13 protein-coding genes and 2 pseudogenes are annotated in these 15839 nt (G+C 51.2%); 6 read left to right on the top strand and 9 right to left on the bottom strand.

Going from position 1 to position 15839, the window contains the following annotated elements; genetic code table 11:
* Both BM315_RS23005 and tnpB read right to left on the bottom strand, forming a co-directional pair.
* Positions 1-411, bottom strand: a 411-nt coding sequence (locus BM315_RS23005) for an IS66 family transposase (RefSeq protein ID WP_212632995.1), incomplete at its 3' end; no start/stop codon positions are given.
* A 38-nt stretch (positions 412-449) separates the two neighbouring features.
* On the bottom strand, positions 450-794 hold the full coding sequence (tnpB, locus tag BM315_RS23000; RefSeq protein ID WP_090505889.1) for an IS66 family insertion sequence element accessory protein TnpB: 345 nt from the start codon (positions 792-794) through the stop codon (positions 450-452).
* Between the two features lie 677 nt (positions 795-1471).
* On the opposite strand from tnpB, the gene BM315_RS24775 reads away from it, so the two are divergent.
* Positions 1472-1900, top strand: coding sequence for a hypothetical protein (locus tag BM315_RS24775; protein ID WP_170862298.1), 429 nt, complete (start codon positions 1472-1474; stop codon positions 1898-1900).
* Here BM315_RS24775 and BM315_RS22985 read toward each other — a convergent pair.
* From BM315_RS22985 to BM315_RS25150, 7 genes and pseudogenes are all read right to left on the bottom strand, one after another.
* Positions 1833-4268: an efflux RND transporter permease subunit gene (locus tag BM315_RS22985; RefSeq protein WP_170862297.1), complete on the bottom strand. Its 2436-nt coding sequence runs from the start codon at positions 4266-4268 to the stop codon at positions 1833-1835. The genes BM315_RS24775 and BM315_RS22985 overlap by 68 nt on opposite strands.
* A 13-nt stretch (positions 4269-4281) precedes the next feature.
* A complete protein-coding gene (locus BM315_RS22980; RefSeq protein ID WP_090505886.1) occupies positions 4282-5367 on the bottom strand; it encodes a YCF48-related protein in 1086 nt (361 codons plus the stop codon).
* A gap of 73 nt (positions 5368-5440) precedes the next feature.
* Positions 5441-6808: a DUF1329 domain-containing protein gene (locus BM315_RS22975; RefSeq protein WP_090505884.1), complete on the bottom strand. Its 1368-nt coding sequence runs from the start codon at positions 6806-6808 to the stop codon at positions 5441-5443.
* Positions 6809-6840: 32 nt separating this feature from the next.
* Positions 6841-8475, bottom strand: coding sequence for a DUF1302 domain-containing protein (locus tag BM315_RS22970; RefSeq protein ID WP_170862296.1), 1635 nt, complete (start codon positions 8473-8475; stop codon positions 6841-6843).
* A 581-nt stretch (positions 8476-9056) separates the two neighbouring features.
* On the bottom strand, positions 9057-9452 hold the full coding sequence (locus BM315_RS24525; protein ID WP_141124014.1) for a hypothetical protein: 396 nt from the start codon (positions 9450-9452) through the stop codon (positions 9057-9059).
* Positions 9453-9574: 122 nt separating this feature from the next.
* A pseudogene (locus BM315_RS24520) lies at positions 9575-9721 on the bottom strand (IS5/IS1182 family transposase); the annotation flags it as partial.
* A 49-nt stretch (positions 9722-9770) separates the two neighbouring features.
* A pseudogene (locus BM315_RS25150) lies at positions 9771-10196 on the bottom strand (ISAzo13-like element transposase-related protein); the annotation flags it as partial.
* Positions 10197-10295: 99 nt separating this feature from the next.
* Here BM315_RS25150 and BM315_RS22960 point away from each other — a divergent pair.
* From BM315_RS22960 to BM315_RS22940, 5 genes are all read left to right on the top strand, one after another.
* Positions 10296-11411: an alkane 1-monooxygenase gene (locus BM315_RS22960; RefSeq protein WP_090505891.1), complete on the top strand. Its 1116-nt coding sequence runs from the start codon at positions 10296-10298 to the stop codon at positions 11409-11411.
* 221 nt (positions 11412-11632) lie between these two features.
* Positions 11633-12832 (top strand): phosphotransferase family protein, encoded by a 1200-nt coding sequence (locus BM315_RS22955; RefSeq protein WP_090505878.1) that lies wholly within the window; start codon positions 11633-11635, stop codon positions 12830-12832.
* Position 12833: 1 nt separating this feature from the next.
* Positions 12834-13385, top strand: a complete 552-nt coding sequence (locus tag BM315_RS22950) for a hypothetical protein (protein WP_090505876.1) — start codon at positions 12834-12836, stop codon at positions 13383-13385.
* 56 nt (positions 13386-13441) lie between these two features.
* On the top strand, positions 13442-14509 hold the full coding sequence (locus BM315_RS22945; RefSeq protein ID WP_090505874.1) for an Rv3169 family protein: 1068 nt from the start codon (positions 13442-13444) through the stop codon (positions 14507-14509).
* 236 nt (positions 14510-14745) lie between these two features.
* On the top strand, positions 14746-15837 hold the full coding sequence (locus BM315_RS22940; RefSeq protein ID WP_090505568.1) for an IS630 family transposase: 1092 nt from the start codon (positions 14746-14748) through the stop codon (positions 15835-15837).
* The last annotated feature ends 2 nt before the right edge of the window (positions 15838-15839 follow it).

The raw sequence follows: 15839 nt of genomic DNA, 5'->3' as shown, positions 1-15839 counted from the left end.
GGTCTCCTCACCCATGACGTGTTTGCGGCAACCGCATTCGCAGGTCAGTTCGTGCTCGGGCAACTCGTGAATGACTTCGATGCGAGGCAGTTCGGCCGGCAGTGACTGGCGCTTGCCACGCGGTTTGCTGACGGCGACAGGGCGCAGTTCGACCGTTTCGACGTCGTCCTGACCATCGCCATTGGGCTGCTCGGCCAGCACCTCGGCCTTGTTGAGCAAGGGCAATCGCGGCGACTCGGGATCGCTGGTCTGCTCGGACTTGCGGCCAAACAGGCGATCACGCAGCAAGGCAACCTGCTCTTGCAGTTGCGTGATCTTGCCCAGATTCGACTGACGCTCCTGCAGCACGTCAGACAGCAGCTGCTTGAGCGTTTCGGGGTCGTCAGGAAGGGTTTCGGGCACGGAAATCATGCCGTGGATTATACCGGCTCAGGTCACGAAACGCGGCGTCAAAACCTGATGCGGGCGGTTGCGTTGCGCCACAGGTCGAAACCATCCAGCAGCCAGTTCAATTCCTGGACCGTCAGCACGATGGCTTCGTCTTGATCGTCTGGCGATGTTTTGAATCGCTCGGCATCAAGGCGCTTGAGCCACAGACAGAAGCCGTTGCGCTCCCAATACAAGATCTTCACCCGGTTACGCGACTTGTTGAGAAAGACGAACAGTACCGTGTCGAACACGGCTACTTTGATGTCCAGCTCGACCAGGGCGGCCAGGCCGTCGATGGACTTCCGAAAATCCACCGGCTTGGGGTAGAGGTAAACGGCTTTGACCCTGGGGTCGGAACGCATCATGAGCGGGCTCCAGAAAGAAATCGGGAGCACAGCATCAGGTTGTGTAGGGGTCATTTGAAGGTGGGATTTATGGAGCGATTACTTTGATTTTAGGGAAAGGATGGCCTGCTGCATGACGACATGTGGCAGGTCATCAGTCGCTGTTTTGGATGATAGAAAGGAAGGGATTCAAAAGCAGCTCCGTTGCTAAACTTATCCACAATTGCTGATGCTGAAATCAGCAATCCGCCCTGGGTCAAATTTCAATCGGCAGGGTGGGTCAATTTTCCATCAGCGCCAACAGGATTACCCGACCAGGGCGGCCAGGCCGTCGATGGACGTTCTAAAGTCCACGGGCCTGGGGTACAGGTAGACTTTTTCGACTTTGGCGTCGGGCCGCATCATAGCGGCTGGCTTCAGAAAGAAATCGGATCACAGCATTGGCTGGCCTTTGGATCATTTGAAGACGAGGTTTATGGAGCGCTTAGCCTTCGGACTGCTTCACGTACACCTTCAAGTCCCATCGACGCGCAATTGATCCGGCTCAGTGTCCGGGGCGCGGGAGTCCTGTCGGTGCTTCCCTTTGGCTACGTCCCTTTCCTCCACTATCTCCGCAGGGCCAGGCCCTATGTTCGATGGTTTCCCAGGTACTACGGACGTATACGACTTCTCAGCGACGTGAACAGCAGGCTTATGGCATGGCCTTTCCTGCTCCGCCCGGTGTTTACGCACCGGGCACCGCTGAGATCTCCCAGTTTCTGTGCGAAGGACTTCCCGACGTGCACAGAGTCGATGCCGTCGAGCAGCCAGTTCAGCTCATCGACCGTCAACTCGATCGCCTAGTCATCGGCATCGGCATCGGCATCGGCATCGGCATCAAGCTTGGTCTTGAAGCGCTCGGCTTCCAAGCGCTTGTCGCTTCCACCAGCTCCGGCACCGTCCGGCTCAAGGGTGGCATCATCTGCCGCACCCCACTCCCGATGCGCTATCGAATAACGCACCACACGGCTTTCACTTCCGCCCACCGACCAAGACTCATCGAATCAATTCACACGGCAACTATTCTGACGCGGCGGGAGGGGGGGGCAACAAAACAAATGGGCGGCAGTCTTTACCAACATCTTTAAGTAAGAATCCGGAAAGTGCAGGAATCAAGATTAAGGCGCCCAGCATATTCCAAATAAACATAAATGTAAGGAGTACCCCCATATCTGCCTGAAACTTTATAGGTGAGAAAATCCAGGTCATAACGCCAGCAGCCAAAGTAACCCCGATAAGAGCAACTACTTTCCCGCTACTTCTGAGGGACATTAAGTAGGAATCTTTCAAAGAATACCCTCCCCGCTGATTCTTTAGCTGGTCGCTCAGCAAATACATAGCGTAATCTATTCCAGTTCCCACACCCAGCGCAACTACGGCCAGAGTCCCCACCTTAATTCCGATACCGAGGTACGACATAAGCGCATAAGTGAGTACCGATGTAAGCATTAGTGGGAGCAAGGCAACTACAACAGCAGCTATACTCCTGAAAGCAATATAACTTAATACGATCACTGCGAGATAGACATATATTAACGTTGCGAGACTAGCCTCTTTGACGACAATATTTCGAACGGCGTCAATACCCGCACTTCCTGCTGCAAGCAAAAACTGTCGCTCATCGGTACTTTCGGCAAGGGCGTAATCCTCTGCCGTAGTTAAAACCCCCTGCAAGGTATCTGCTTTGTGATCACTTAGATATGCTAAAACAGGGACTAAGGAGCACTCTTTGTTAACCAACTCACTCCCCCACCCTGACATTTCATGTGTCGCCAAACTTGATATTTGCTCATTTCGAGGTAAAGTGAACCATTTCGGGCTACCCTCAAAAGTTCCTGCTACATGTTGGCGAACACTGTCTGCTAATGAAGCAGTTGCCATCACCCCAGGGGCGGTAGATAATTTTTGCTGCAGTCTATCAATTGCAACCAGTGTAGAAAGACTTGAACACTGACCTACTGGCGTCTTGACCATCACAGCAAACACATCAGAACTCAAAGAATAATGCTTATTGATATACCCAACGTCAATATTATATTTAGAGCTAGGCCAAAGCTCTGGAGCCCCAGCATCCAGGTCACCTACTTTTACTTGCATGCTCCCATATATTCCGAAAACACCTAACAATGTTGCTGCGAACAGTACCCCCCCCCCCCAGCCAGGCTCCACAAGTTTAGCTGCCCATCGATAGATTTTTACAGACTCAAGTGAGTTATTATTACCAAAAGCCAACGCCGAAGAAGCCCGTCTCTTCGCTTTTTCACCGATTCCAGCATATGAAAAAAGAATTGGCAGCAGAAAAAGGTTCGTAATTATAAGCGCACCGATGCCGACACTAGCAGTAATTGCAAGCTCACGAATTACCGGAATATCGATAACCACCAATATCGCAAAACCAACCGCATCAGAAAGGAGAGCGGCCATACCCGGGATAAAAAGTCGACACAAGGTATTTTCAGATGCTGAAACTTTATCAACTCCGTCAGCAACCGCGCCGACCACACCATTCATTATCTGCGCGCCGTGGCTAACACCGATGGCAAAAACAACGAAAGGTACTAATACAGTGTAAGGATCCAATGAAAAATCGAAAACAGCAACCAATCCCAACTGCCAAACAACCGCCATCAAAGAGCAAAAAAGAACAAGCGACGCACAACGAATTGAGTGCACATACCAATATAGCAAAGCACCAACAAGCAATATTGTAATTAAGAAGAATAGCGCTATATACAAGAAACCATTGATTAGCTCGCCAATCAGTTGAGCAAAGCCTACAACTCGAACATTGATATTGTGATCAGCGACCACGCGTAACACCTGTTCATCTAGCAAAGTAACGAACTTTGCGTAATCCACAGGCTCACCTGTCTCTGCATCTATTGATAACAAAGGCACCTTTATCATACTAGAACGCATATCGGCTCCGACAAGCGTTCCCAGCAATCCCGCTTTTCGAATATTATCTTCCAACTCCTTAATAGTTTTCTTCGTTCCGTCATAGCTTCGAGGCATTACAGGACCGCCTGCGAAGCCCTCCTCTGTGACTTCGGTCCACCTTACTGCTGGCGACCACAACGACTGCATCCACGCCCGGTCAACACCTGGCAAAAGAAAGACAGCGTCATTTAGCTTGGCTAGAGCATCCAGATAGTCAGGCTGAAGTATAGAGCCATCTCTGTTCTCCACCACGATACTCAGAGAGTTTCCAAAACCCTGAAGATCTTTTATGTTTCCGAAATAGTTTTGCATGTACGGATGTTTTTGTGGTAACATCGCCTCAAAATTGGCATTGAAACTAAGTTTCGCTGCTTGAACTGCCAAGAGAATAGTAATTATGGCGCAAACAGCCAGAAAAAAATTTCTCTTTCGGAAAAGAACCAAAGCTAACTTCGGAATACTTGAATTACGCAATGGAGGAACTTCAATCTGACTTGAAAGCTTATTGTATTCCACGAAAGGCATCCTCTTATTTTTCATGTCCGGACCGTAACAGTGTGACTCCGTGAGAACCCACTGCAACTATCGCATGATTTTTAGAATTGGAAACAACATCAGAATACATTTTACCCATAACATCGTCCTCGCTTGTGACCTTCACAAACTCAGTGGAGCCAACATGACTCACAAACAACTCGGCCTTGTTAGTCACCAGCGCAATATTTCCGCGAATATCGATATCGCCCCCGGTTATTGTATTTTTAACAGGGAATGGCATTCTAGACCATTGCATACTATTCAAAGCTAAGCTATATACGTTCCCGCTCATTCCGAAGCTAACAACTCCAACCTCATCGTCAACCAGTACCCCCGAAAACGAACCAGTATATGGTGAGCGACGCTTATCAAAGCGATCCGTTTCTACGTTATAACTAAAAACTATCCCTTGCTCGCTAGCGACGAAAACCGAATTACCTTTACCTGCTATTGCATTAAGGTTCAGTCCATCTTCGTTGTCAAAGCCGTGATACATCGGCACCCAAGTGACTCCCCCATCGTTCGTTCTAAAAGCGATTCCAAACGAACCGACTACATAGCCCTCAATTTCATCTTTAAACCAGACGCTTAAAAATGGATGCCCTTCTTTTTCTACCCAATCAGCTTCTGAAAGCGCCTTTTCGGCTATGCTAGCATCAATGGAATTTGGCCCTCGATAGTAGTCCCGCATAATCTGTGCAGCCTGAAAGCTGTCCAACTGCTTGACCCACGTTTCGCCCCCATCTTTTGTATGCAAGACCACTCCGGAATGACCTACCGCCCAGCCTTGTTTAATGGTTGGGAAATAGACATCCACAAGATCAATACTTACAGGCACCTCGACCTGGATCCAGGTTTTACCACCATCATCCGAAATAATAATACGACCCCGCAGCCCTACGGCCACTAAACGAACCCCGGCAGTAGTAATTGCAGTAAACTGTTGGTTAAGTGGCTTAGGAACAATTATCGACGGAGTGTAGACTGGATCTTTACTATCGACATTTAGAGCTAACACGTTTGAAAAATGAGTCAGCGCTAGAATAGCTACACACACTCCCGCTAACCGCTTTGCCATGCCTATCACTCCAAAATATATCACTTACAAAAGCGGGTGGGCATCACCACCCGCATCTCAAAAAACCGTTAACCTAACGGGAGCCGCGTTGCTGCATACCTTGCTGCGACCACCACCGATCGTCCTTCGGCTCAATGTGCACTTCACCACCATACTTGGTAACAAGCGTGGTTACTGTGTACGTCCCCTTTGAGAAATCATAATGGGTAAACGGAACCGGGCCTACAGGTGCAGGAACTTCGTAATGAGGCGCCATATGGTTGTAACCCGCTCTAAACAAACTACCATCTGAACCATAAAGATCGACCGCCCCAGCCGCAAAGCTATCTTCATCCCAGAAATAAACTCGACGCTGGTAAATATGGCGTTCGCCAGGTTTTAATACCCCATCTACCACCCACACCCGGTGCAATTCCCATCTTACGCAATCGGGATTTTGATGATTAGGCATCAGAAGCTTATCAACAGGGCAGCGCTCTGGATCCGTTGTCACGTAGGTATTGTAAGGAATGAACACTTCCCGCTTCCCTACAGTTTTAAACTCGAACTTATCCATCGCACCAGTAAACAATTTGATATCATCAAATGTGTTTCCACCACCAGTGTTAGGGTTCGGTGTGTCGTAAGAAAGCTCCGGTGCACGCTTCACTCTACGCTGTCCTGGCAGATACTGAAAAGCTTGCCGAGGAAATTGCATCGGATTTACAGCATCAATTAGCATGATTTGCTCACCAGCAATACGAGCAGGCTCATCAACCTTATACCAAAGCTTGAAATAATCCCGAGGATTCTCAATGTTACGATCATAATATGGATATTGTTGAATCGCTTGAACTCCGCCGGCCATTACAGCTCTACCAGTGGAGTCTACCGCATAACTCTGCTGCTTCAGCTTGGTCGCGTGCCCCTGAAAAGCCAGGAGAGCATTCCACATAACTTCATATCCACTTTTTGGAATAGGAAATGGGTACCCACCGGCACACTTCTCGCCTGTGATTCCTAGTCCGCCCTGAGTGCTCTCGCACTGGGTAGCATTAGCAATCGTTTTCTGCATCACATGCTCTGGCACGGCTGCCGTTCGACGCGTCGGATAGACATCAATACGAAAGGTCTTGTACCGACGCATTAACTCTTTCGTTCCCTCTGTCAATTTATCCTTATAGTCTTCCATATTCGACTGGTCAATTGAGTACAATGGTACTTCATCAGGGAAAGGTGAAGGACGTTTCCCCGGGGTAGCAGGATCATAGTTAGCTGGTGGCGTGGTAAGTCCTCCAGTGTATGCCGGAATGGTTCCTTCAGCATTCCCAGAAGTTTCAGCACCTAACCAAGTCAAACTTGAGCCTAACTGCTTCGCTTCTTCAGGGCTGACTGCCGCCGATGCGGACGCCACACATATTAGCCCTACGCTCAACGCGACTGTTATCTTGCTTACCAACATAATTTATCTCCTGACTATATTTGTTTTTGGCTTCAGAATGATGTTTCATATGTCATGCTCACCCAACCGCGATCACTAAGAGGCTGGTCACCGTTGAACGCACCATCACTTTTAATATCAAGCAAGTAGTCTATATAGCGAAGGGTCACCTTGTGCTGCTTTACGATGTCTGCCTTTAACCCTATGCTATAACTTCCTTGCCCCTCGAATCCTCCACCGAGTGTCGAAGCGTTCCCACTAATTCCCTGCGAATAGGAAATGGGCATCGATAGATCTACGGAAGGAAAAACGCTGAACCAGGTTGGTTCAAACGTCGCAGCAATTTTGTAGAAGTTTTTTGTCACACACCCGGTGTGTCCATCGACGGCAAGACAACCTGCTGTCCCCTTGGCTGCAAAAAGATCCTCATTTTTCCGAACTCGATCCCAACGACTGTAGGTACCTTCCAGGACATAATTTGCTGTATCGAATAAGGCGGTTTCCCCAATCAATCCGATAGCATTCACTATAACGTGATAGGTATCGCCCCGCGCACCTTCTGTAGACACTGCGGTATTGCTCACCAACGCGGTATTTTTGCGATATATCAGCTCAGTCCCAACCGAAATACCTGAAATATTTGTCCCCAAACTCATAGCGTATAGTTCAGTGTTTTCTGCATAACTTAACCTATAACCACTTAGTCCTGAGTCATTAGCTGTTAGCATCAACCATGGGTTTTTTTCGCTCACGTTTCGATGATAAAAACCCAAGGTACCGTCGAACCAATCAGGTGTTAGCTTTAAGGCAACGCCCCATTCACCAGATTGACTAGGCTCTAGGTCGGAAGTACGCGGAAGCGAAAAACCCGGCGCTAACGGCAACTGCTGTGGGCCGTTACCTAGCACGTCAGCCAGACCTAGATAAGTACCACCGTCTGGGAACTGATTTTCTTCCCATTCTAGGAAGTACTGGAATTCCAGCGCGAGTTCTGGCGTCAGACCAGCTTGCATGGAGACTTGGCCAACGGGCCTAAACACCTCATTAATCGTTGCTCCAGGTGTGGCTAAAGACGTACGGAAAGACAGCGGACTCTGTGAGTAAGAAATACTGTTGAGAGGATCCAGAAGCGCCTCGCCCCATACGTTGGCCAATCGTCCAACTCTGACTTGCACCGGGACTTCGCCAACGTCATATCTGCCGAAGACAAAAGCATCAAGCACCTCTCCGTGCAGCCCTCTATGATTTCGCCTAGTATCTGCCGAGTAACGATCCCCAATATAGCTGCTCTCCCAACCCCCTTCCTTGAGTGCCGGATTTTGGTTAACGGACGAATCGCGATAAGCATGATCGTACCAGCCTGAGCCACTTATCCGAAAACCAAGCTTCTGCTTGTACTCAAAATCCAATTGTGAGTACAGGTCAAGCCTATTAGTAACTATTTCGCCCTTATCGAACTTATAGTCAGACTCATCATAATTAGGGTTATTGCCAAGCTTTGAATCGCGGGATTCTACCCGCGCACCGAGGTTGTAACGTACAGTATTGTCCCACTGAAGCTTAGTATCAGGGTCGTTCGTCTCAATTTGAAAAGCGCTGGAGACCCCTGGAAGCCCTACGAGCCCGCCAACCAAAAGCATGGACACAGACCGGTTTGCCAGTACCCTGTGAACCGATTTTTTTTTCATTTTTCTTATCTCCATCGCGACTTTACGATTGTTATTTTCAACACCCAGAGCGTTGCGCTCGAAAATGTGGTAGCTGAACTGGCAATTTAGGTATGCCTAAATACCGTATCGCACGATATCACATTAGTGCGATTTTGGCTCGCCGTCAAACCCAAACTGGTGGTTACAGGTACTGTATGCAGCAAGCGGCTACCCAGTCCTTCAGCGATCCTGTCCAGCCAATGTCATTTGCCTAAGATGATTTACTATATTTATCATATACATATCGCTAAAATCAGCGCATTGGAGAAACCCATTTTGGCCTCTCAATCCACACCATTTGACACCGCCCGCCAAACCCTGGCTTGAAAATTGTGCAAATTACAACCAGTTCGCTTGACTGCCTCACCTTCATCGATGCCCACCGCCAGCACCTGCACCTGTTATCGCTGACAGTCTGACGCTGTTTGATCGTGGCTACCCCGGGCACTGGCTATTTGAGCAGCAACAGCGGCATTTCCTGATGCGCCTACCTTGTGGCTAAAACGCGCAGGTCAAACAGTTTCTCCGTTTGGGTCAGGTCGAAGACACGCTGTACGGTATCAATTAAGCTGGCGAATGCAGTACTCAGGCGCTGAAACGGGGAGCAACAAAACCAGGGAAGGTACTACTGCAACCGAGAATCCAATCCCTGAGGTCGCTTGCCCCAAACAGGGCTGGGGCTTAAGTTGATGACATTGCCTGTCCAGCTCCCCCTCGAAACGCTTGGCGAAGCGCTCGCTGATCGCCCCTTCCTTTTTCGCCCGGCGCTCGAAATGATGGTACAGCCTGACCTCGGTGCCGTTGTCAGTGGCTCTTGCGAAATTCCAACAGAAATTGTGCTGATAGACTCCGCCAGCCTCGCGCTGGTCAATGCTTGGCAATTCCGGAGGCTTTTGACCTGCCTCCGGGGCTGGACGTGGCCAGGAAGAAATATCCAATTTTCGATCTGCGGGCACGAGGGATCCTGCGTGATCTTGTGCGCAGGGCCCCGCCGGGTCGGTCGCAGCGGTTCAGGTGCCCCATAGCAAAAGTTGCTCGGCGGTGAGCGCCAGCACCGCGAACATCATCTGATGTCATCACCTTCACCTTTGGGGTAATGCGGCTCGATCAAGGCGATTAAGCCCACCCAGGGCACCACCCGATCCATCTCGATCAGGAACAGCTCTTTGCGGGTTTGCTTGCGCTTGCCAGCGTACTCGGCGTCGGCGAAGGTCATCTGCTTCATCAGAAAACTCAGCGGGTGGAATCCGGATATTTTGCCAAAATCAGGAAGTCTTTTTCAGAGTTTCCCTAGCCGAAACATGGCTGATTCGGTGACCTTGAGCCCTCAGCTCGCGCGACAACTGCATCAGGCTATTGCAGGTACAGCGCAACGGCGACTCCAGATCGCCGCGCGTGGCCGGCTCAACGAGCCGCCCCAAGGCTTTGCGCAATCCCAGGTCGTTTTCGATCAGTTTCTTGCGCCCCGCTCCCGGGCGGCGCACTCGGGCCGTACCCGCCGACGCCTGCTGCGCGAGTGATTCCAGCTCCTTGATCCCGGCCAGAATCGATGTGCGCGCTCCGCCAGTCGCCTTTCAAACGCGCTTGACGCCGGCATGCCCCAATACCCTGGCTGCCACTGCCGCATGCAGTCGACGCTGCCGCCCAACTATTGAATACATAAATACCATATGGTAGCGTCCAATATGGCGACTCAGCATTCGTGCTGACAATACCCTTATTAAAGGAGAGGAAAAAGAGCCCGTGCTTGCCCCACTTCAATCGACTGCAATCAACTCATACAAGAATAGGTAATGACAATGGATCATTTGAAATACTACATCCCGGTGCTGGTTCAGCTTGCCGCCTTGGCTGGCCTGCTCGCCGGCAGAGACTGGGTGTGGCTTGGCGTTGCCAGCTTCCCAGCCCTGGCCATACTGGATAGCTTGCTGCCCAGGGATTACTCCCCGCGCAAGATCCGCAGTAAGGCAGTGGCACTGATCCCGGTATGGATCTGCACATTACTAGCACCGACTCTCTACCTGGCACTGGCTTACACCATTGCCACGACAGACCTCTCAGGATGGCAGATGCTCGGAGCTGTATTGAGTTGCGCCTGGATGTCCGTACTTCCATTGGTGCCCTCATCCCATGAGCTATACCACCAGCGCGATGCCTTCTCCCGCTTTGTCGGTCGCTATTCCCAAGTGTGCTACCTCGACTGCACCAGGGATATTGGTCACGTGGTCACCCACCACATCCACGTTGGCACCGAACGAGATAGCGACACTGCCGCGCGCGGCGTCTCTCTTTACGCTTTCGGGCCGAAAGCCGTACTCGAGACCACGCTTGACTGCCTGCGCACCGAATCCGATGCACTGGAAAAGCGCGGTTTGGGCCGGTGGTCTATTCATCACCGGCTGTGGAAAGCAATTGTTGCTCAGAGCCTCTTTCAACTCATTATATTCCAGATTGGCGGCTTCAAAGCCAACCTGCTCGCTCTTGCGGCCATGCTGGTTGCCCGCTTCTGGATTGAAACATTCAATTATTTCCAGCACTACGGCCAGGTTCGCCTGCCCGGCACCCCGATTGAAAAACGGCATGTATGGAATCACCTATCACCCCTGTCCCGCATCATGACTTTTGAGATCACCAACCATGCTGATCACCACCTGAACTCCTTCACGCCCTACTACTCGCTCGTGCCGGACAAGAATGCGATCCCATTGCCCAATGTGTTCGTGTGCTTCTTCGCCGCCCTGATTCCGCCTGCCTGGTACAACCTGATCATCAAACCCGCCCTGAAACGCTGGGATAACGAGTTTGCCTCATCCGAGGAGCGCAAACTGGCAAAAGCCCAGAATGAACGCGCTGGTTGGCCCAACTGGTTTGACGCCACCCCAGACACTGGCGCCAGCCGCGCCAACCAAGCCTGACAAGAATTACTACGACTGCAGTCATGCCAGGCTCAACAAATCTGGCTTGGCATGATGCTGCAGCCACGTGGTGATTTTTGTTGAACCGCCACAGGGGTATACGACCATGCAACCGCTAACCCAGACATATCCTTCACTTAACACCGGCAACATCGTGTTCAGACGAGTGCGGGGGCATTTTTTCGGCCACCTCTGGGTTTGACACCAAAAAGGAAACTAACATGCAGCGAATAGACAAGAATCATCCGACGCAAGAATGGATTAGTTCCTTGCGCAGACGATTTACGACCGAAGCGGAAGTAGATCGTGTCTTGACGCGCCGATTAGAAAGGCGTGCTGGGCCGGGCTATACGTCTGTGCCACTCCCAACACTTGTCAGCGGTGTCGAATCGCTGTTGAACGCGAAAATTGGCAGTGCGTACTCGGTGACCAATGCACGGTGGCTATCTGGCGGGGCCTCGAAATTGCAAATGGCGTTCACCCTCACTTGGGATCGCCCAGGAATGGGTCCAGAACAGACCCGAATGGTCTTGCGCATGGAGCCCGCAGAGTCGATCGTGGAAACGAGCCGATTACGTGAGTTCCAACTAGTCAAGGCGTTTGAGGGGATCGTTCCGGTCCCGACCGCATTCTGGTGTGATGCCGATGCCGAACATCTGCCATACCCCTCAATGATCTATGGTTTTTCAGATGGAGTTGCCAAGCCAACCAACTCCAGTAGCGGGGTCTCCGGTGTCGGTACTCGATTACCTGAGCAATTGCGCCACAAGCTCGGCCCTCAATTTGTGGAACACCTTAGCACCATACACCTTCATGACTTTGAAAATGCCGCCCTCTCCGCTTTCGACATCCCGACAACTGGTACGACACAGTGTTCGGAATGGGGCGTCAACACTTGGGATCGGATCTGGGAGGAGGATCACGATGAAGACGTACCAGTTTTGAGAGTCGCCTCCGCCTGGTTACGAAGAAACATGCCAATTTTGGATCGTCCTTCTATTGTTCATGCTGACTACAGAACAGGAAACTTCCTGTTCACCGAGAACGACGCAAAGATCACCGCCTTACTCGACTGGGAATTAGGCCGTATTGGTGATCGCCATCAGGATCTGGCCTGGACAACGCACCCGGCATTTGGAGGTCTTGCCGAAGACGGCAAGACCTTCTTGGTGGGCGGCCTGATGACCGAGTCGGAGTTCCTTGAGGCGTATGAACACCACTCGGGCCTTAAAGTTAATCCGAGGACTCTCCATTGGTACCGGGTTTACAACAGCTACATGTTGGCTGTATTGAACCTTGCCACTACCTACCGGATTGCACGGAATGGAAAAACCCATCAAGACGTCTTGGTTGGGTGGCTGATCGGTATTAGCTACATGTTCCAAGATGACGTACGGATGCTGATCGAGAAAGGATATTGATATGCAAATGCGCCCTGACATTCAACTGACATGCATAACAAAAGCAATGCTGGATGTTGTCATTCCTGCAGTGGATCCAAACAACCAGCTTGCAGTGGAGCAATCGCAATTGGTCGTTAGAATGCTGAATCTGATGGCGATGCAACTTCCCCTTCAGTTCCGTTTTGATCGCGACGAGCTGCAACGCTTGGTTGGCAGCGCAGCAGAATTCAAGAAGATCCAAATGACCGATTTTGGCGCCGCTGCAGCAATGGAGAAATTCTCTAGTCGCTGTGCGCTAGCCACCGACGTTCTCGAAAAATGCCAGGTTGACCCCGCCGAAATACTGTATTCAATCAAGTATCTGCGTGAAGCCATGGCCTCAATCGTTTCATCCTTGGCTGAAGGTAACGACGAAGCTGCCCAGCTTCAGGTTGAGAAAGTGGTACTCAATGTGGCACGAGAACAATTGTTACGCGATCGTTCATTGATGGCAACACAAGGCTGGGAAGCAGATCCGACCGCAATTCCAAATATCGAGTCACTGCTCGGTGTTGATACCGCACAAAACTGAAGTGGATGGTCCCGAGTTAGTTTGAATTTTTCCAACTGAGTTAAACAGGAGTACTTATGCCCGCCCGACTTGACGATGCCTTGATTCATCAGAACTACGGCACCCTGGAACACGTGGTTGATAACGACCCACGTTGGTTCGATCGTTTCTACTTCAATGTCCAAGCTGTAGATGGCTCCCTTTCCATTGCCCAAGGACTTGGGGTTTACCCAAATCAGCAGGTGATGGATGGTTTCAGCCTTGTCTGCACTCCTACTTTCCAAGTGAATGTCCGAGCTTCCCGCGAATTGGTAGACGGCAATCGCGACGAAATGGACATCGGTCCGATTCACGCTGAAATCCTCGAGCCAATGAAACGCTGGCGCTTTCGCCTTGACGAGAACGAACATGGCGTCAGCTATGACTTCATCTACATCGCGAACTTCAAAGCCATGGAGCCGTTGCGACTCGTCTCCACGGTAGAAGGCAATCGTATTTGGGATTGGACCCACTTCGGACACGTTGGCCGGGTCGAAGGCTGGGCCAAGATCGACGGCAAAAAAATTGAGCTTACTCAAGATAGCCACTTCGCAATCCGCGATCGTTCCTGGGGGGTTCGTCCAGGCATTGGTGTAATCTCCGACACCACGGCCTGGATGAAGCAGGCCAATTGGGGGGAGAGGTATAACTGGGTTTGCGTGCAACTTGAATCATTCTACCTCTGGTACTTCCAGACTCACGAGGTGGATGGTACGGCACGTTTCTTTGAAGGGTTGGTACGGTGGAACGACAACGCCGGTGGCGGCCAGGAAAAAGTCGCAAATGTGGTACGCAAGATCGATTTTGATGCGGATGAGCATTTCCAGAATGCCACCATTGAAGTTCACCTCGAGTCAGGACGGGTATTGAACGTGAATATGCACCGACTGAACACCTCAATCCACTTGCGTGGTGGTAACTATGGAGGCTTCAATGGAATCATTCATGGCATGAAACAGGGGCCGCTCAAAATCACAGGCGAACGATGGGAGCCGTCCGATACCCGCCTGACGCCCATTACCGCAGGGATTCAAGAACACATCGTCGAAGTCACCTGTGATGGCCAGCGTGGCTGCGGAATCTTCGAATTGTCGTTTGGAACATAGCCTGTATCGAAAGTCGACCTAGTTGCGTCACTGTTTCGCTCGCTTCCATTGAGCGAAACAGTGACTTTCTCTCGAGCTTGGTTCCGTTACGGTGACACGCAGATTCAGCGTTTATGCCCATTTATGTCATGATTGCTGAGGTCAGGTAACGACCTAGTGGACTGCCCGTAAAGTTCGTTTATCTATAGAGGGATAACAAATATACTGTGCATCCCTCCTTTTTCGGCGTGTATAGCATGGCTCGATCAGCGGCTTCTTTTTGTTTAAAACCCTCTGATGCTGAGACGCTGCAAAGCTGGTTATGCATGGGAACTCTGCCGCAAAACCTTGGGCAACGTGCCCGAATTCTGTTGCTGCTGGCCAGCGGTCTCACGCCCAAGCAGGTGAGTGATCGGTTGGAAGTTTCGGCACCTGTCGTATTCAAATGGCGCAAGCGTTATCAGGAAGCTGGCCTCGATGGGCTGAGCGATCTCCCGCGCAGCGGACATCCACGCAAGCTCGACGAGGCGAAGATTAAGGAAATCCTCACCCTGACGACCCAGCGTGTACCGCGTGAGGCGACTCACTGGAGCTTGCGACTGATGGCCAAATACGTGGGCGTTACCGTCTGGCAAGTCGCCCAGGTATGGGCTGCCGCCGATCTCAAGCCCCACCGACTGAAAACCTTCAAGATCAGCAACGACCCGCACTTTGCTGACAAGGTGGTCGATGTGGTTGGGCTGTACCTGAACCCGCCCGACAATGCGATGGTGCTGTCAGTTGACGAGAAAACCCAGATCCAGGCACTGGATCGGACCCAGCCCATGCTGCCGCTTAAGCCAGGTCAGATCGAGCGCAGGACGCATGACTACAAGCGCCACGGTACGGCCAGTTTGTATGCTGCCTTCGACATCCTGACGGGCCAGGTCATCGGTCGCATTACCCAACGACACCGGGCCAAAGAGTTTCTTGAGTTCCTGCGGCAGATCGACCGCGCGACGCCTGCCGAGCTGGATCTGCATTTGATTCTGGACAACAGCTCGACGCACAAGACTGCCACCGTCAAGACGTGGCTGGAGAAGCATCCCCGCTTCAAGCTGCACTTCACACCGACCAGCGCCTCATGGCTGAACGCCGTAGAGGGCTGGTTTGCTCAATTGGAACGGCGCGCGCTGTACCGCGATGCATTCAGCAGTGTGGCTGATCTGAAAGCGGCAATTCGCCGTTTTATCGAGGCCCATAATGAACACTCAGCCAAGCCTTTTCGCTGGAACAAAACGGCTGAATCCATCATCAACTCTGTTAATCGCGCAAAGCTCACCGCAATCAAGAATAAGTTATTGAACTAACC

The sequence above is a fragment of the Pseudomonas borbori genome (assembly GCF_900115555.1).
Taxonomy (GTDB): Bacteria; Pseudomonadota; Gammaproteobacteria; order Pseudomonadales; family Pseudomonadaceae; genus Aquipseudomonas; species Aquipseudomonas borbori.
This window is presented reverse-complemented; position numbering and strand designations above follow the sequence as displayed.